We start from the raw sequence: 15,762 nt of genomic DNA, 5'->3' as shown, positions 1-15,762 counted from the left end.
CCCAGAAAGCTGGCCGTTTTAACCGCTCGTTAACCTTACACCCGGCAATATTTACCCAGTAACGGCACTCAGCCGCAACGGCGCCTTGGTGGTAGTCGGTGGGCGAGTCGGGTCGGATGGGGACAAAAGCCATGGCGGAAAATGCCCTGGGAACCGGAGGCGGCCTGATGCAGGCGCTCAAGATGCGCATGCATTACAGCCAGTCGCGCCAGAAGGTGTTGGCCGAGAATGTCTCGAATGCCGACAGCCCGGGTTTCCGACCGACCGACCTGAAGCCACCCAGCGTCGATCCCGGCCGGGCGGGCGTGGTGCTGGCCCAGACCAGCGTCGGCCACATGGGCCTGTCGGGACAGCGTGGCGGCTTCGACGGCACGAAGGCACCGCGCTTCGAGGTCACGCCCAACGGCAATGCGGTCAATCTCGAGGACGAGATGCTGAAGGTCGCGCAGAACCAGTCGGACTATCAGCTTGCCGCGTCGCTCTACAGCAAAGGGCTCGGCCTGATGAAGATCGCGATCGGCAAGGGTCGATAGCGGGACTGGGCCGGTAGAAGAACTGGGTCGATAGCAGAACTGGACCGATAGCAGGGCCGTATCGCCCGGCATTCGCAACGAGAGCACACCATGGATCTTCTCAAGAGCATCGCAGTCGCAGCGTCCGGGCTTCGCAGCCAGTCGGGCCGCATGCGCGTGATCGCCGAAAACCTCGCCAATGCCGATTCGGGGCCCGAGCGCGCCGGCGCCGAGCCCTATCGCCGCAAGATCCCGACCTTCCAGCGCCATCTCGACCGCGATCTCGATGCCCAGCTCGTGGCGCTCGGCAAGGTTCAGCGCGACCCCAGCGCCTTCCGCACGAAATACGAGCCCGGCAACCCCGCAGCCGACGCCTCCGGCAACGTGCAGATGCCCAACGTCAACTCGCTGGTCGAGACGGTGGACATGCGCGAGGCCCAGCGCAGCTACGAGGCCAATCTCAACCTGATCTCCTCCACGCGCCGGATGATCCAGCGCACCATCGACATCCTGCGCGCCTGATCAGGCTACGGGACAAAGGACGCAACGCCATGGCCACTCCCAGCTTCGCAGCCGGCGCCTATGCCTCGATCCAGGGGATGGGGGCAGGCAATCTGATGCGCAAGCCGCTCGCCACAGCGAGCGGGGCCGAAGGCAATCCCGACTTCTCCGCCATGATCGGCAAGGCCCTCGAGGCGACGGCCGATTCCGGCCGCAAGGCCGACGCCCAGACCGCAAGCGTCGCCGCCGGCCGCTCGGACATCGTCGATGTCGTCACCGCAGTCGCCGAGAGCGAGGCTGCGATCGAAACCTTGGTCGCGGTACGCGACCGCGTGATAGCCGCTTATGAAGAAATCATGCGGATGCCGGTTTGATTCGGCGATTGAGGACGAGATCATGACCTCTGGAGCTGTCATCGACGTCGCGCGCGACGGCATCATCGTCTTCCTCAAGGCAGGCGGGCCGCTCATGATCGTCGCGCTCGTCGTCGGCCTTGCCGTCTCGCTGGTACAGGCCCTCACGCAGATCCAGGAACAGACCCTGGTCTATGTCCCCAAGATCATCGCGGTCTTCGGCGCGCTGATGTTGTTTCTGCCATTCATGGGTGACGCGCTGGCAGGTTATATGGGACGGATCGCCGTCCGAATCGCCACGGGCGAATGAGCCTGTCGCTGCTGCATCCGGCCATGGCCGTTGGTGCGGCCCAGCGGCACCCCGGATGGCGCAAAGGTGGCCGCGGCACGATGCAGATCGCGATCCTGCCCGAGATCAGCGCCATCTTCGTGCTCGTCTTCGCGCGCGTCGGCACCATGGTGATGCTGATGCCCGGCATCGGCGAGCGCTTCATCTTTTCGCGTGCGCGGCTGTCGCTGGCCTTCTTCATCGCGTTGATGCTGGTCCCCCTCGCCCGGCCGCTGCTGAGCGTCCCCGCCGACATGCCCGGCATCGTCGGGCTCCTGGTCGGCGAGATCCTGATCGGCCTCATCATCGGGCTGTGCGCGCGCCTCGTCATGGCCTGCCTCCAGACCGCCGGCATCATCGTGGCGCAGACCATGGGCCTGGGCTTCGCCATGACGGTCGATCCGACCGGCGGCATGCAGAACCCCTCGATCGGCAACCTGCTGACCATGCTCGGCATCACCCTGATCCTGACGACCGACCTGCACCATCTCGCCATCGCTGCGATCCATGAGAGCTACCGGCTGCTGCCGCCAGGCGGCTTTCCCGATGTCACCGATGTGATGACGCTCGCCGTCCGCTCCACCGCGCAGGGCTTCGCCCTCGCAGTGCAGATCGCCGCGCCGTTCATCGTCTTCGGCCTGCTGTTCAATCTGGGGCTTGGTGTCCTGGCGCGCATGATGCCGCAGCTCCAGGTCTTCTTCCTCGCGGTCCCAGCCTCGATCCTGGGCGGCATGTTCGTGCTGCTCGCCGTGGTCGGGGTGATGATGAACGTCTTCCTCGACGATCTCGGCAGCTTCCTGCGCCAGTTCACCGGAAACTGAGGGAGCCATGTCGGAGGAAGCGGACCAGGAAGACAGGACAGAGGACCCGACCCAGCGAAAACTGGATCAGGCCACCGAGAAAGGCGACGTTCCCAAATCGCAGGAAATCGGCACGTTCTTCGTCCTCTGCGGCTTCACGCTCGCGCTGCTCGTCGCCGCCGGCTGGTCGGCGCAAAGCGCCGCGCTCTCGCTGCGCAGCTTCCTGATGAATGCCCATCAGGTGCCCTCCGACGCCGCCGCCTTCTCGAATGTGACCCGCCAGGGCGTCATGACCGGCTTTGCGGCGCTCGGCCTGCCCTTCGGCTTCATCCTCTGCGCCGCGCTTGTCGGCGCGCTGATCCAGCACAAGCCGCTCTGGACCTTCGAGCCGCTGATGCCGAAATTCAGCCGCCTCTCGCCGATGGCCGGCGCCAAGAGGATGTTCGGCAAGGAAGCCTGGGTGAATTTCGCCAAGGGCCTCGCCAAGACCGCGCTGATCGGCGCCGTCATCTGGATCACGCTGTGGGGTCAGCACGACCGGATGGAGGCCTTCACCCAGATGAGCGTCGCGGCCCTGCTGCCGGCGACGCTGACGCTGGCGATCCAGTTGATGGGAAGCGTGCTCGCGCTCTTCGCCGTCATCGCGATCGGCGATTTCGTCTACCAGCGCTTCACCTGGTACCAGCGCCAGCGCATGACCAAGCAGGAGATGAAGGACGAATACAAGAACTCGGAAGGCAATCCCGAGGTCAAGGCGAAGCTGCGCCAGATCCGCGCGCAGCGTGTCCGCAAGCGCATGATGGCAGCGGTACCGAAGGCGACCGTGATCATCACCAACCCCACCCACTTCGCCGTCGCGCTGCAATACGAGCCCGGCATGGGTGCGCCGCTCTGCCTCGCGAAGGGCGTCGATGCGGTCGCCCTCAAGATCCGCGAAGTCGCCGGCCAGCACAGCGTGCCGATCATCGAAAACCCGCCCCTCGCACGTGCGCTTTACGCCACGGTGGACATCGACGAGGAAATTCCTGTCGAACACTATCAGGCTGTGGCCGAAGTGATCGGTTACGTCTTGCGCCTGAAGGGCAGGCGCGCCTAACTCAGCGATACGCGTCAGGTGTATGGGCGGGCCGCGAGACCGTCTGAGCGCTGTCAATGGAATGGACCAAACCGCAATGAGCGGAACCACGGCGACCACTGCGATCGATCGCTCCGACAAGCCCGGCCATATCGGCATCATACTGCTGGTGGCGGGGCTGCTCGTGGGCGCGGCGATCGCGCTCGGCTTCATCGCCAATGAATGGGCTCAGCCCCTGATCCTCGGGCTGCTGGCGCTGCTCTCGGTCGTCGGGGTCTTCGGGCTCTTTGCCTTCGCCATCGGCCTGATCCAGTTTTCCGGCCGCGCCGCCCGCAACGACCTGACCAAGACCATCGTCGACAGCGCCGATGACGGCACCGTCGTCACCGAAGGCGAGAACGACATCGTCTACGCCAACGAGGCCTATCTCGCACTGGCCGGCGCGCGCGGGGCCAGCGACGTGCGGCCCGTGGGGCGTCTTCTCACCGGCCGGGCCGAGGTTTCGGAAGCAATCTATCGTCTCGCCACCGCCTCCCGCGAAAGCCGCCGCCTTGTCGAGGAGGTCCGGCTGGAACCGGCGCTGAACGGACGCGGCGATGTCGGCTGGTACCGCGTGCGCGTCTCGCCCGTGCGCCGCAACGGCAAGACCGCCACGCTCTGGACGGTCTCCGACGTGACGCCGGAACGCGAGCGGCAGGAAAACGCCTTCCAGGAACTGCAGCACGCGATCGACTATCTCGACCATGCGCCCGCCGGCTTCGTCTCGATCGACGCCGACGGCGAGGTCTCCTATCTCAATGCCACCCTGTCGGGCTGGCTCGATTTCGATCTCGCCCGCTTCGGTTCCGGCGGGCTGCATCTCGACGACATCTGCACGCCCAACGCAGCCGCTTTGGTCCAGGCCATTCGCGGCCAGCCCGGCGATGTCCGCGTCGAGGTTCTCGATGTCGATCTGAAGCGTCGCAACGGCACGCCCCTCCCCGTCCGGCTGCATCATCAGGTGGCGTTTGGACATGACGGCCGCGCCGGCCCCTCGCGCACCCTCGTGCTGAACCGCATGTCGGGTGAGGCAGGCTCCGACGGCAGCAGCGATGCCGAGGTCCGCTTCGCGCGCTTCTTCCATTCGACCCCCATGGCGATCGCGACCGTTGACAAGACCGGCGCGATCCTGCGCTCCAACGCAGCCTTCACGCGGTTGACCCCCGCCGGCGCGCAGCCGGCGACGATCCGCGATCTCGTGGCGCCGGGCGTCGGCCTCGATCGCGCCTTGTCCGACGCTATGGACGGCCGTTCCGACATCGCCCCGCTCGACCTGACGCTGGCAGGCGACGAGGCGCGCTCGGCCAGGCTCTATCTCTCGCCGGTCGCTGCCGCCGAGACAGGCGATGGCGAGCGCGCCATCGTCTACGCGCTTGAGACCACCGACGAGCGCAAGCTCAAGGACAATATGGACCAGGCCGGCAAGATGCAGGCGGTCGGCCAGCTCGCCGGCGGCATCGCGCACGACTTCAACAACGTGCTGCAGGTCATCATCAACGCCTCCGAATTCCTGCTCGCGAGCCACAGGCCGACGGACCCCTCCTTCCCCGACATCATGCAGATCAAGCAGAATGCCTACCGCGCCGCCGCGCTGGTCAGGCAGCTGCTCGCCTTCTCGCGCCGCCAGACGCTGCGGCCACAGGTGCTGGAACTCGGCGAAGTCCTCTCCGACCTGTCGCTGATGCTGAAGCGCGTGGTTGCCGACAAGGTGACGCTCGATGTTCGCCAGGGCCGCGACCTCTGGCCGGTCAAGGCCGATCTCGGCCAGCTCGAACAGGTGATCGTCAACCTCGCGGTCAACGCCCGCGACGCGATGGCCGATGGCGGCAAGCTCACGGTGCGCACCCGCAATGTCGCAGGCAGCGAAAGCACTTCGCTCGGCCACGCCGCCCTGCCGGCCGACGATTATGTGCTGCTCGAAGTCGAGGACACCGGCACCGGCATCCCGCAGGAACATCTCGACAAGATCTTCGAGCCCTTCTTTACGACCAAGGAGGTCGGCAAGGGCACCGGTCTTGGCCTCTCCATGGTCTATGGCATCGTCAAGCAGACCGGCGGCTTCGTCTTCTGCGACTCGACCATCGGCAAGGGCACGACCTTCCGCATCTTCCTGCCGCGCCACGTGCCCACGGAAGAGGAGATCGCGGCTGACGCAGCCGCCAAGGAGGCGCCCAAGAAGCTCGCCGCCGACCATACCGGCGCCGGCGTCATCCTGCTGGTCGAGGACGAGGATGCGGTGCGCGCGCTGAACGCCCGCATGCTGGTCTCGCGCGGCTACACCGTCCACGAGGCGGCCTCGGGCGTCGAGGCGCTCGACATCTTCCTGAAGAACGACGGCAAGATCGACCTCGTCGTCTCCGATGTCGTGATGCCCGAAATGGACGGGCCGACGCTGCTTGGCGAACTGCGCCAGCGCAACCCCAACACCAAGGTCGTCTTTGTCTCCGGCTATGCCGAGGAAGCCTTCCGCAAGAACCTTCCCGAGGGCGAGGGCTTTCAGTTCCTGCCGAAGCCCTTCACGATGAAGCAGCTGGTCGAGACGGTGAAGGCCGCGATGGCGTGAATGAGGCGCCGGGGCGTATAAGCTCGGTCCACACCGGCGAGAAGACAAGTATCGGCAATGACGGGCAATTCGCGCAGATACGCCGCTTTCCTGCTCGTCCAGACACTCTGCGCGGCAGCGATCCTCTATAATATTCAATCCGCGTTCCGCATCCTGCTGGAAAACATCGGAACACAGAACCCGGGCTCGCTCGGAAATGCCGCTTCGGTTGGGCTTGCCGTACTGATCGGGCAGTTCTGTTATTGGCAGCGGCTACGAAGCGTCAGCATTCCCAACGGCTACCAGAACATCGTCCTTGGCCACCTGTTCTCCTTCGGCAGCAGAATCGGTTTCATCTTCGGCGGCGCCCTGTTCTCGCTCTATTTTCTACGCCATGTGCCGGCGCTCGATCTCGGCTATCCCGATCTGATCTGGCGCAGCGGCATGCTGCTCGCCATCCTCTTCGCGCTCTATTGCTACACGCTCGAACTCGAGCGGCTCGGCGCAGCCCTTCAGGGCGCATTTCGGCCGCGGCCGGCCAGCCGGAACGCTCCTTGAGGCGTCGACCGGCGGTGCGCGCCTATCGCTCCCTCCGCTGGAGCCCGCCCATCGCCACGAGCACCAAACGCATGCAAAATGACAACACAGCCCCTCGATGCCCACTTCAGGAATGGATCCAGCCGCTCCTGACATCTCCTGTCAGCACTCGACACGCCCGCAGTGACGAGAACGAAAATAGAACTTGATCAAGAGAACAAACCATGACCAATCTCGACGCATCGGCGCGGATTGAGATGTCCCCGCGCCCCTGCCATAAGGAGCGCACCTCGTGAATCAAGCGAATCTCAAGCTCGTGGAAGGCTCCTCGATGGACAAGGCCAAAGCGCTGGATGCGGCGCTCTCGCAGATCGAACGCGCCTTCGGCAAAGGCTCGATCATGCGGTTGGGCAAGAATCAGCAGGCAATCGAGATCGAGACGATCTCGACGGGCTCGCTCGGGCTCGATATCGCGCTGGGCGTCGGCGGCTTGCCGCGTGGCCGCGTCATCGAGATCTACGGCCCTGAATCCTCCGGCAAGACCACGCTGGCGCTGCACACCATCGCCGAAGCCCAGAAGAAGGGCGGCGTCTGCGCCTTCGTCGATGCCGAGCACGCGCTCGATCCGGTCTATGCCCGCAAGCTTGGCGTCAATCTCGACGACCTGCTGATCTCCCAGCCCGATACGGGCGAGCAGGCCCTGGAAATCACCGATACGCTGGTGCGCTCGGGCGCGATCGACGTGCTCGTCGTCGATTCCGTCGCGGCCCTCACGCCACGCGCCGAAATCGAGGGCGAGATGGGTGACGTCCAGCCCGGCCTCCAGGCCCGCCTGATGAGCCAGGCGCTGCGCAAGCTGACTGCCTCGATCTCGCGCTCGAACTGCATGGTCATCTTCATCAACCAGATCCGCATGAAGATCGGCGTGATGTACGGCTCCCCCGAGACGACGACCGGCGGCAACGCGCTGAAGTTCTACGCATCGGTCCGCCTCGATATCCGCCGGATCTCGACGCTGAAGGATCGCGAGGAGGCGACCGGCAACCAGGTCCGCGTCAAGGTCGTCAAGAACAAGGTCGCGCCGCCCTTCAAGCAGGTCGAGTTCGACATCATGTTCGGCGAAGGCATCTCCAAGGTCGGCGAGTTGGTCGACCTCGGCGTCAAGGCCGGCATGGTCGAGAAATCGGGCGCCTGGTTCTCCTTCGACAGCCAGCGCCTTGGCCAGGGCCGCGAGAACGCCAAGGCCTTCCTCAAGGCCAACCCCGACATGGCCGCGAAGATCGAGGCCACCATCCGGCAGAATTCCGGCCTCGTCGCCGAACGCATTCTCGACGAGGCGACGCCAAGCGCCGAGGATCTCGACGAGGGCGAGGCCTGATCGCCTCGGCCGGTCCGGCCATGAGCAGCGGGCGGCCCTTCCGGGCCGCCCGTTTTCGGTTCAAGGCAATGTGCCGGCACGGGCTTTCTGGACAGGCGCTAACGGCCTGACTAGAACCGGTCGTTCCCGCCGGGTTTCTCCGGCCTCCTGCCCAAGACCAGAGCCCGAAGAGCGATGAGCGGCGTCAACGAAATCAGGTCCACCTTCCTCGACTATTTCAAGTCGACCGGCCACGAGGTCGTGCCGTCGAGCCCGCTCGTACCGCGCAACGATCCCACGCTGATGTTCGCCAATTCGGGCATGGTGCAGTTCAAGAACGTCTTCACCGGCCAGGAGAAGCGCCCCTATTCGCGCGCCACCACCGCGCAGAAATGCGTTCGCGCCGGCGGCAAGCACAACGACCTCGACAATGTCGGCTACACCGCGCGCCACCACACCTTCTTCGAGATGCTCGGCAATTTCTCCTTCGGCGATTATTTCAAGGAACAGGCGATCACCCATGCCTGGACCCTGGTCACGCGCGAATTCGGCCTGCCGAAGGAAAAGCTGACGGTCACCGTCTATTCCGAGGACGACGAGGCCCACGCCCTGTGGAAGAAGATCGCGGGCCTGTCGGACTCGAAGATCATCCGCATTCCGACCTCCGACAACTTCTGGCGCATGGGCGATACCGGCCCCTGCGGCCCCTGCTCCGAAATCTTCTACGACCATGGCGACCACATCCCCGGCGGCCCTCCCGGCTCGCCCGACGAGGATGGCGACCGCTTCATCGAGATCTGGAATCTCGTCTTCATGCAGTATGAGGAGGCCGCCGGCGGCACTCGCACCAATCTGCCGCGCCCCTCGATCGATACCGGCATGGGGCTCGAGCGTGTCGCCGCCGTTCTCCAGGGCACGCATGACAACTACGCCATCGATCTCTTCGCCGCGCTGATCAGCGCCATCGCCGACCTGACATCGGTTGCTTCCGACGGGCCGATGAAGGCGAGCCACCGCGTCATCGCCGATCATCTGCGCTGCTCGGCCTTCCTGATCGCTGACGGCGTGCTGCCCTCCAATGAGGGCCGCGGCTATGTCCTGCGCCGCATCATGCGCCGCGGCATGCGCCATGCGCAGTTGCTCGGCGCCAAGGAGCCGCTGCTGCACAAGCTCGTTCCGGTGCTGACGCGCGAGATGGGCCGGGCCTATCCCGAGCTGCTGCGCGCCGAGACGCTGATCTCCGAGACGCTCCAGCTCGAGGAAACGCGCTTCCGCACCACGCTGGCTCGCGGCCTGACACTGCTCGACGATGCGTCCAAGGAACTCGTCTCCGGCCAGAGCCTGAAAGGCGATGTCGCCTTCACGCTCTACGACACCTACGGCTTCCCCCTCGATCTGACGCAGGATGCCTTGCGCGCGCGCGGCGTCTCCGTCGATACCGATGGATTCGATGCGGCAATGCAGCAGCAGAAGGCCAAAGCCCGCGCCGCATGGTCGGGCACCGGCGAAACGGCGACAGAGAAGCTCTGGTTCCCGCTGCGCGATCGCGTCGGCGCCACCGAATTCCTCGGCTACGATACCGAGATCGCCGAGGGCGTCGTCACGGCGCTGATCCGCGGCGATGCCGAGGTCGATGCGCTCAAGGCCGGCGAAAGCGGCTTTGCGATCGTCAACCAGACGCCGTTTTATGGCGAGTCCGGCGGTCAGATCGGCGATGCCGGCACCATCAGGGGCGCTGGCGTCCTGGCTGAAGTCAGCGACGTCCAGAAGAAGCTCGGCGATGTCTTCGCCCATAGCGTCAAGGTCACGGAGGGCGAGCTGAAGCGCGGCCAGGCGGTCGAGCTGCATGTCGATCACGCCCGGCGCAGCGCGATCCGCGCCAACCACTCCGCGACACATCTGCTGCACGAGGCGCTGCGGCTCGTGCTCGGCGACCATGTCGCGCAGAAGGGCTCGCTGGTCTCGCCCGAACGTTTGCGCTTCGACTTCTCGCATCCCAAGCCGATCTCTGACGCAGAGCTCGCCAAGGTCGAGGAGATCGCCAACGCCATCGTGCTGCGCAACGAACCGGTGACGACGCGCCTGATGAGTGTCGACGAGGCCATCGCGGCTGGCGCCCGCGCCCTCTTCGGCGAGAAGTACGGCGACGAGGTCCGTGTCGTCTCGATGGGCACGACCGATGCCGGCAAGGCCTTCTCGATCGAGCTTTGCGGCGGCACCCATGCACAGCGCACCGGCGATATCGGCCTTGTCAGCGTCGTCGGCGAGAGCGCGGTCGCAGCCGGCGTGCGCCGCCTGGAAGCGATGACCGGCACTCACGCCCGTCGTCAGCTCAACGCCGATTCCCGCCGCCTGCAGGATCTCGCGGCGCTGCTCAAGGTTCCCGCGACAGAAGCCGAGGCCCGCCTCACCGCGCTGATCGAGGAACGTCGCAAGCTCGATCGCGAACTGACCGATGCCCGCAAGAAACTTGCCATGGGCGGCGGCGGTGCGGCCGAAGACCCCATTCGCGAGATCTCCGGCGCGAAGCTGCTGGCCCGCGCGGTCACTGGCGTCGAGATGAAGGATCTGAAGAGCCTGGTCGACGAGGCCAAGACCCGCGTCGGCTCGGGTGTGGTCGCCATCGTCGGCGTGGCCGAGGATGGCAAGGCCGGCGTTGTCGTCGGCGTCACCGAGGACCTGACCGAGCGGTTCGATGCCGTCGCGCTCGTGCGCGCGGCCTCCGAACAGCTCGGCGGCAAGGGCGGTGGCGGACGGCGCGACATGGCCCAGGCCGGCGGCCCCGATGGCACGAAGGCGCAGGAAGCGCTCGACGCCGTCGCCGCCGCGATGGGCTGATCGGCAGATTGCGCCCTCGGCCAAGGATACGCGGCCATGAGAACGCGGCCATGAGAAACCGGCCATGAGAACGCGGCGTCTCCTTCTGGCGAGGCTTGCAGTGGCGGGATTTGCCGCCCTGCTCGCGCCCGGCCTTGCCGGCGCGCAGCAGCCGCGGGCGAGCCGCACGCCTGCGGCCCCGAGCCTCTCGGCTTCGCGCAGCGTGATGGCGGGCTCGATGCTGAGCGTCTTTCTCAGCCGGATGCCGGCAGGCGCGCGCCTCGCCATCGCGCGACCGAACGACCCCGCGGCATCGGCCATCGTCGTGGTCGAGCCGACGACCTCGGTGCCGAGCCTCCAGACGCCCGGCGAAACCGGGAACTACGAACTCAGGCTCACCGTGCAGAAGGATGGCGGCGTGCCGGAAATTCTGCTGCGGCAGCCGCTGGCGACGACAACCCCGAGCGCGACGCTCGCCGCGCCTGTCCGTGTCGGGCGCGCGCAGGGCCTGCCGGTGCGCGGCATCGGCCCCAATGGCGAGCAGGACCGTGTCGTCCTCGTCGCGCCCGACGCTCCCGCCGATGCGACGGGGCCATCATTCTACCCGTCGGAGAATGTCGAAGCGACGCTCGAGGCTCCCGACCAGCCCGGCATCTATGAGCTGCGCTATGTGATGGATGCGCCCCTGGCCGCCCACAGGATCCTGGCGCGCCGGCAGATCACCGTCGAGTAACACGCAACCGTTCCCGATCGAATGTCGGCGCGAGCCCGGTTCGCAAACCATCATGAACGACCCACGCCACCGGCAATAAAAAAGGCGCCCGGATCCTCATCCGGGCGCCTTCACAGTTCAGAGTGCTCGCCTCGCTCAGGCGGCCATGGCCTTGCGCAGGTTGTCGCTGACCTTGTCGAGGAAGCCGGTGGTCGAGAGCCACTTCTGCTCGGCGCCGACCAGCAAGGCCAGATCCTTGGTCATGTCGCCGGCCTCGACCGTGTCGACCGTCACCTTCTCGAGCAGCAGCGCGAACTTGGCGAGCTCGGCATTGCCGTCGAGCTTGGCGCGATGCGACAGGCCACGGGTCCAGGCGAAGATCGAGGCGATCGAGTTCGTCGAGGTCTCCTTGCCCTTCTGGTGCTCGCGATAATGGCGCGTCACGGTGCCGTGGGCGGCTTCGGCCTCGACGGTCTTGCCGTCGGGCGTCATCAGCACCGAGGTCATCAGGCCCAGCGAGCCGAAGCCCTGCGCCACCGTGTCGGACTGCACGTCGCCATCATAGTTCTTGCAGGCCCAGACATAACCGCCCGACCACTTCATCGCGGACGCCACCATGTCATCGATCAGGCGGTGCTCATAGGTGATGCCGAGCTTGTCGAACTCGGCCTTGAACTCCGCCTGGTAGATCTCCTCGAAGATGTCCTTGAAGCGACCGTCATAGGTCTTGAGGATCGTGTTCTTGGTCGAGAGATAGACCGGGTATTTGCGGATCAGGCCGTAGTTCAGCGAGGCCCGGGCGAAATCGCGGATCGAATCGTCGAGGTTGTACATCGCCATGGCGACGCCGGCGTCGGGGGCCTTGAAGACCTCCTTCTCGATCACCGCGCCGTCGTCACCGACGAACTTGATCGACAGCGTGCCCTTGCTCGGGAACTTGAAGTCGGTCGCGCGGTACTGATCGCCATAGGCATGGCGGCCGATCACGATCGGCTGGGTCCATCCGGGAACGAGCCTCGGGACGTTCTTGCAGATGATCGGCTCGCGGAAGATGACGCCGCCGAGGATGTTGCGGATCGTGCCGTTGGGCGACTTCCACATCGACTTCAGGTTGAATTCCTTCACGCGGCCTTCATCGGGCGTGATGGTCGCGCATTTCACCGCGACGCCATGCTTCTTGGTGGCGTTGGCGGCGTCGATCGTGACCTGGTCGTCGGTCGCGTCGCGGTTCTCGACGGAGAGGTCGTAATAATCGAGTTCGAGGTCGAGATACGGGAAGATCAGGGTGTCCTTGATCTTCTGCCAGATGATGCGGGTCATCTCGTCGCCGTCCATATCGACGACCGGGTTGGCGACCTTGATCTTGCTCATGTGAAACGACCCCTGCTTCTGGCCAGACTGGAATGGTTCCGGCCTGCGGCAAGTGCACCGCAGGCGGTTGCGCGCTTCCTAGCGGGTTCGGGGCAAAGGGGGAAGCGCGGCTTTTGGGCGAGATGCCCAAGCCATTATGCTGCACTGCCGCAAAAAGTGCATTTTCTCGTTTTAGCCTTTGCTTGCCGATCGTCATCGAGCAAGGACGACCGTCTTGGATCATCGCCTCTGCAGAACTGAATTTTCCCTGCCCCCCGGGATGCCCGCAGGTTTGATGTGGGCAGGTCTGATCCGCGCAGCTCTGGTGGGCGCTGTGCTCGTCTTCGCCGCATCGGCGAAAGCCGAGGACAGCGTGCCGTTCAGCCCCCGATTCCCCATCCCGCGAGCGATCATTTCAGTCGAACTGGCAGACGCCGAGCCGCAGGCGGAGCCTCAGCTGGAGGCGCAGGACGGCGCCGTCGAAGCGGAATCGTTCCTTTTCGACGCAGATCTGACGAAGGTCGCGGTTCGGGCGACAGTCTCGAACGCCCATGCTCAGGCGCGTGCGCCAATCCCCGTCGACATCATTCGCAAGGGCTTTTCGGCACGCAGCACCATGGACGGCTCGCTGCCGGAGCGCTCCGTCGGCTTTAAGCTGGGCGCCGACATCTTCTCGGTCTCGACCAAGCTGGTCGCCCCGCCCGGATATGAGCAGGGCCGCGATGCCCGTATCGACTGGCGGCTGGCCCGCCCGATCGCCAATGCCGGCCCCGGTTTCATCTGGACGGTCTCGACCGGCGGTGGCGGCGGTGTTGTCGGCAATCCCGAGCAGAACGCCAATCTACTCGTCGGCTATCGCCATCAGCTGTTCCAGCACCTGACCCTGACCTCGCAGATGTCGATGGGCGGCAGCTATGTCTTTGCCCCCGGCGACGGCGTGCATTCGACGCTGGTGCCCGAGGTCAAGCTTTCCGCCGATCTCGCCGCTTTGGCGGACCTCCCCTGGGAGGCGTCGCTCGACGTCGCCCTGGCGCGCCAGATGCCGCTGGTCGCGAGCGATTTCGAAACGCGCGGCACCGCCATGCTGCGCTTCAAATACAGCCTCAACTGAAGAGCCCCTGCCCTGCCTTGGGCGACCTTCCCCGTTTGCGCCGGTCGCTCTAGCTTGTTCGGATGATCGAAAATCAGAATCCCAGATTCGCCCTCGTTACCGGCGGCACCCGCGGCATTGGTGCCGGCGCCGCCCTCAGCCTCGCTCAGGCCGGCTACGATGTCCTCGCCACCGGGCTCACGGCCGAGGAGGTCGCGGTCGCACCGCCTCACCCCGCGATTCGCCATGCTCGCCTCGACGTCACCAAGGACAGCGAGGTCGCGGCCATCGTCGCGACCTGCCCGCGCATCGATGCACTCGTGAATTGCGCCGGGATGATCCAGCGCAACGGCAAGGAGTTCGAAATCGACGCCTTCCGGCTGACCATCGAGGTCAACCTCAGTGGCACCATGCGCATGTGCCTCGCCGCGAAGGACAAGCTCGCGGCCAAGCATGGCGGCCAGTCCGAGGGGGCGATCGTCAACATCGCCTCGATGCTGACCTTCCACGGCTCGGCCTTCGCGCCGGGATATGCGGCATCAAAAGGCGCGATCGGGCAGCTCACCAAATCGCTTGCCGCTGCCTGGGCTCAGGATGGCATTCGCGTCAATGCCGTCGCGCCCGGCTGGATCGCCACCGAACTGACCCGGCCGCTGGTCGAGGACGCCGCACGCTCCGCGCCGATCCTGGCGCGCACGCCGATGGGCCGCTGGGGCGAGCCCGGCGATGTCGGCGGCGCGATCCTGTTCCTGCTGTCGGACGCGGCAAAATTCGTGACCGGCGCGATCCTGCCCGTGGATGGCGGCTATCTCGCGGTATGAAACATCCGCAATGTCAGAACCTTGCGCAGATCCCCGGAATCAAATTGCGAAGCCTTTGAATCGATTTGGCAGCGTCGAGCCCGTCGTCATTGCGAGCGCAGCGAAGCAATCCAGAAAGTCTCGCTCGACGTCTTCTGGATTGCTTCGCTGCGCTCGCAATGACGAAGACGCATATGGACAGCACGATAGAAACCTGAGGAAACGCCATGACCAAGGTCAGCCCCATTCCCGTCCAGGCATCAGACGCAGAGCGCTGGACCCCTTATCGCCACGCGCAGCCCAAGGATTCGCCGCCGGAGCTGATCGTGCCCAACGTCATTCCCGAGGATGACCGTGTCTGGGTGCCGGTCGATGACAATGTCTGGTTCCGGCCCCTGCTGCTATGCGTGACGCGCGGCTACTGGATGAACCTGCTCAAGGTGCGCCGCGCCGGCGTGCTGTCACGCCACCGCCATCCCCAACCGGTTCACGGTTATGTCCTGAAGGGCAAATGGCGCTATCTCGAACATGATTGGGTCGCGACCGAAGGCGCCTATGTCTACGAGGCGCCCGGCGAGACTCACACGCTGGTGGTCGACCCCGAGACGGAAGAGATGATCACTATGTTCCAGGTCAATGGCGCGATGATCTATGTCGACCCCGACGGCAAATGCCTCGGCTATGACGACGTCTTCACCCGCCTGGACAAGTGCCGCGCGCATTATGCCAGCAACGGGCTTGGCGCTGAATATGCGGACCAGTTCGTCCGCTGAGACTGCGTCTCGACGGGCGCGAACCAGAGTCTGCTGGGAACCACGTTGTCATCCTGGACAAGCGGCCCTCGGGTCCTGCCTTCGGCAGGCCCAAGGACAGGCTCCGCCGCGCAGGTTGATCTCGGTTGGTCATCCCGGGCGTAGCGAAGCGGAGACCCGGGATCCATTCCTGAGCC

General features: G+C 65.3%; 15 protein-coding genes. 14 read left to right on the top strand and 1 reads right to left on the bottom strand.

What is annotated here, in order from left to right; genetic code table 11:
• The first annotated feature begins 131 nt into the window (after positions 1 to 131).
• From C4S73_RS09085 to C4S73_RS09035, 11 genes are all read left to right on the top strand, one after another.
• Positions 132 to 533, top strand: a complete 402-nt coding sequence (locus C4S73_RS09085; RefSeq protein ID WP_103872158.1) for a flagellar basal body rod protein FlgB — start codon at positions 132 to 134, stop codon at positions 531 to 533.
• Between the two features lie 90 nt (positions 534 to 623).
• Positions 624 to 1,034, top strand: coding sequence for a flagellar basal body rod protein FlgC (gene flgC, locus C4S73_RS09080; protein WP_103872157.1), 411 nt, complete (start codon positions 624 to 626; stop codon positions 1,032 to 1,034).
• 29 nt (positions 1,035 to 1,063) lie between these two features.
• Positions 1,064 to 1,387, top strand: coding sequence for a flagellar hook-basal body complex protein FliE (gene fliE, locus C4S73_RS09075; RefSeq protein ID WP_103872156.1), 324 nt, complete (start codon positions 1,064 to 1,066; stop codon positions 1,385 to 1,387).
• A 22-nt stretch (positions 1,388 to 1,409) separates the two neighbouring features.
• Complete coding sequence (fliQ, locus tag C4S73_RS09070) at positions 1,410 to 1,676, top strand: flagellar biosynthesis protein FliQ (RefSeq protein ID WP_103872155.1); 267 nt, start codon at positions 1,410 to 1,412, stop codon at positions 1,674 to 1,676.
• Positions 1,677 to 1,756: 80 nt separating this feature from the next.
• Complete coding sequence (gene fliR / locus C4S73_RS09065) at positions 1,757 to 2,515, top strand: flagellar biosynthetic protein FliR (protein WP_103872436.1); 759 nt, start codon at positions 1,757 to 1,759, stop codon at positions 2,513 to 2,515.
• A 7-nt stretch (positions 2,516 to 2,522) separates the two neighbouring features.
• On the top strand, positions 2,523 to 3,590 hold the full coding sequence (gene flhB, locus C4S73_RS09060) for a flagellar biosynthesis protein FlhB (RefSeq protein ID WP_103872154.1): 1,068 nt from the start codon (positions 2,523 to 2,525) through the stop codon (positions 3,588 to 3,590).
• A gap of 61 nt (positions 3,591 to 3,651) precedes the next feature.
• Positions 3,652 to 6,171 (top strand): cell cycle histidine kinase CckA, encoded by a 2,520-nt coding sequence (gene cckA, locus C4S73_RS09055; RefSeq protein WP_425290326.1) that lies wholly within the window; start codon positions 3,652 to 3,654, stop codon positions 6,169 to 6,171.
• A 57-nt stretch (positions 6,172 to 6,228) separates the two neighbouring features.
• Positions 6,229 to 6,708: a hypothetical protein gene (locus C4S73_RS09050; protein ID WP_103872152.1), complete on the top strand. Its 480-nt coding sequence runs from the start codon at positions 6,229 to 6,231 to the stop codon at positions 6,706 to 6,708.
• A 271-nt stretch (positions 6,709 to 6,979) separates the two neighbouring features.
• Positions 6,980 to 8,065: a recombinase RecA gene (gene recA, locus C4S73_RS09045; protein WP_103872151.1), complete on the top strand. Its 1,086-nt coding sequence runs from the start codon at positions 6,980 to 6,982 to the stop codon at positions 8,063 to 8,065.
• A gap of 174 nt (positions 8,066 to 8,239) precedes the next feature.
• The gene (gene alaS / locus C4S73_RS09040) at positions 8,240 to 10,882 is read left to right on the top strand and encodes an alanine--tRNA ligase (RefSeq protein ID WP_103872150.1); all 2,643 of its coding nucleotides are present in this window, start codon (positions 8,240 to 8,242) and stop codon (positions 10,880 to 10,882) included.
• A 64-nt stretch (positions 10,883 to 10,946) separates the two neighbouring features.
• Positions 10,947 to 11,594: a hypothetical protein gene (locus tag C4S73_RS09035; protein ID WP_146071307.1), complete on the top strand. Its 648-nt coding sequence runs from the start codon at positions 10,947 to 10,949 to the stop codon at positions 11,592 to 11,594.
• Positions 11,595 to 11,729: 135 nt separating this feature from the next.
• Here C4S73_RS09035 and C4S73_RS09030 read toward each other — a convergent pair whose 3' ends face one another.
• Positions 11,730 to 12,944: an NADP-dependent isocitrate dehydrogenase gene (locus C4S73_RS09030; protein ID WP_103872148.1), complete on the bottom strand. Its 1,215-nt coding sequence runs from the start codon at positions 12,942 to 12,944 to the stop codon at positions 11,730 to 11,732.
• A gap of 274 nt (positions 12,945 to 13,218) precedes the next feature.
• Between C4S73_RS09030 and C4S73_RS09025 the strand changes: the two genes are divergently transcribed.
• The 3 genes from C4S73_RS09025 to C4S73_RS09015 all read left to right on the top strand — a co-directional run bounded on the left by C4S73_RS09025 (position 13,219) and on the right by C4S73_RS09015 (position 15,586).
• Positions 13,219 to 14,034 carry a hypothetical protein gene (locus C4S73_RS09025; protein WP_103872147.1) on the top strand — a complete coding sequence of 272 codons (816 nt, stop codon included), beginning with the start codon at positions 13,219 to 13,221 and terminating at the stop codon, positions 14,032 to 14,034.
• A gap of 62 nt (positions 14,035 to 14,096) precedes the next feature.
• A complete protein-coding gene (locus C4S73_RS09020; protein WP_103872146.1) occupies positions 14,097 to 14,834 on the top strand; it encodes an SDR family NAD(P)-dependent oxidoreductase in 738 nt (245 codons plus the stop codon).
• Positions 14,835 to 15,040: 206 nt separating this feature from the next.
• Positions 15,041 to 15,586: a 2,4'-dihydroxyacetophenone dioxygenase family protein gene (locus tag C4S73_RS09015; RefSeq protein WP_103872145.1), complete on the top strand. Its 546-nt coding sequence runs from the start codon at positions 15,041 to 15,043 to the stop codon at positions 15,584 to 15,586.
• Positions 15,587 to 15,762: the final 176 nt, after the last annotated feature.

This window comes from Allobosea lathyri, from assembly GCF_900108245.1.
Lineage (GTDB): Bacteria > Pseudomonadota > Alphaproteobacteria > Rhizobiales > Beijerinckiaceae > Allobosea > Allobosea lathyri.
This window is presented reverse-complemented; position numbering and strand designations above follow the sequence as displayed.

What these genes read in the sequence shown, in the direction of transcription:
- C4S73_RS09085 (WP_103872158.1), top strand. Translation starts at nt 132, where the DNA reads ATGGCGGAAAATGCCCTGGGAACCGGAGGCGGCCTGATGCAGGCGCTC.
- flgC (WP_103872157.1), top strand. Translation starts at nt 624, where the DNA reads ATGGATCTTCTCAAGAGCATCGCAGTCGCAGCGTCCGGGCTTCGCAGC.
- fliE (WP_103872156.1), top strand. Translation starts at nt 1,064, where the DNA reads ATGGCCACTCCCAGCTTCGCAGCCGGCGCCTATGCCTCGATCCAGGGG.
- fliQ (WP_103872155.1), top strand. Translation starts at nt 1,410, where the DNA reads ATGACCTCTGGAGCTGTCATCGACGTCGCGCGCGACGGCATCATCGTC.
- fliR (WP_103872436.1), top strand. Translation starts at nt 1,757, where the DNA reads ATGCAGATCGCGATCCTGCCCGAGATCAGCGCCATCTTCGTGCTCGTC.
- flhB (WP_103872154.1), top strand. Translation starts at nt 2,523, where the DNA reads ATGTCGGAGGAAGCGGACCAGGAAGACAGGACAGAGGACCCGACCCAG.
- cckA (WP_425290326.1), top strand. Translation starts at nt 3,652, where the DNA reads ATGGACCAAACCGCAATGAGCGGAACCACGGCGACCACTGCGATCGAT.
- C4S73_RS09050 (WP_103872152.1), top strand. Translation starts at nt 6,229, where the DNA reads ATGACGGGCAATTCGCGCAGATACGCCGCTTTCCTGCTCGTCCAGACA.
- alaS (WP_103872150.1), top strand. Translation starts at nt 8,240, where the DNA reads ATGAGCGGCGTCAACGAAATCAGGTCCACCTTCCTCGACTATTTCAAG.
- C4S73_RS09035 (WP_146071307.1), top strand. Translation starts at nt 10,947, where the DNA reads ATGAGAACGCGGCGTCTCCTTCTGGCGAGGCTTGCAGTGGCGGGATTT.
- C4S73_RS09030 (WP_103872148.1), bottom strand. Translation starts at nt 12,944, where the DNA reads ATGAGCAAGATCAAGGTCGCCAACCCGGTCGTCGATATGGACGGCGAC.
- C4S73_RS09025 (WP_103872147.1), top strand. Translation starts at nt 13,219, where the DNA reads ATGTGGGCAGGTCTGATCCGCGCAGCTCTGGTGGGCGCTGTGCTCGTC.
- C4S73_RS09020 (WP_103872146.1), top strand. Translation starts at nt 14,097, where the DNA reads ATGATCGAAAATCAGAATCCCAGATTCGCCCTCGTTACCGGCGGCACC.
- C4S73_RS09015 (WP_103872145.1), top strand. Translation starts at nt 15,041, where the DNA reads ATGACCAAGGTCAGCCCCATTCCCGTCCAGGCATCAGACGCAGAGCGC.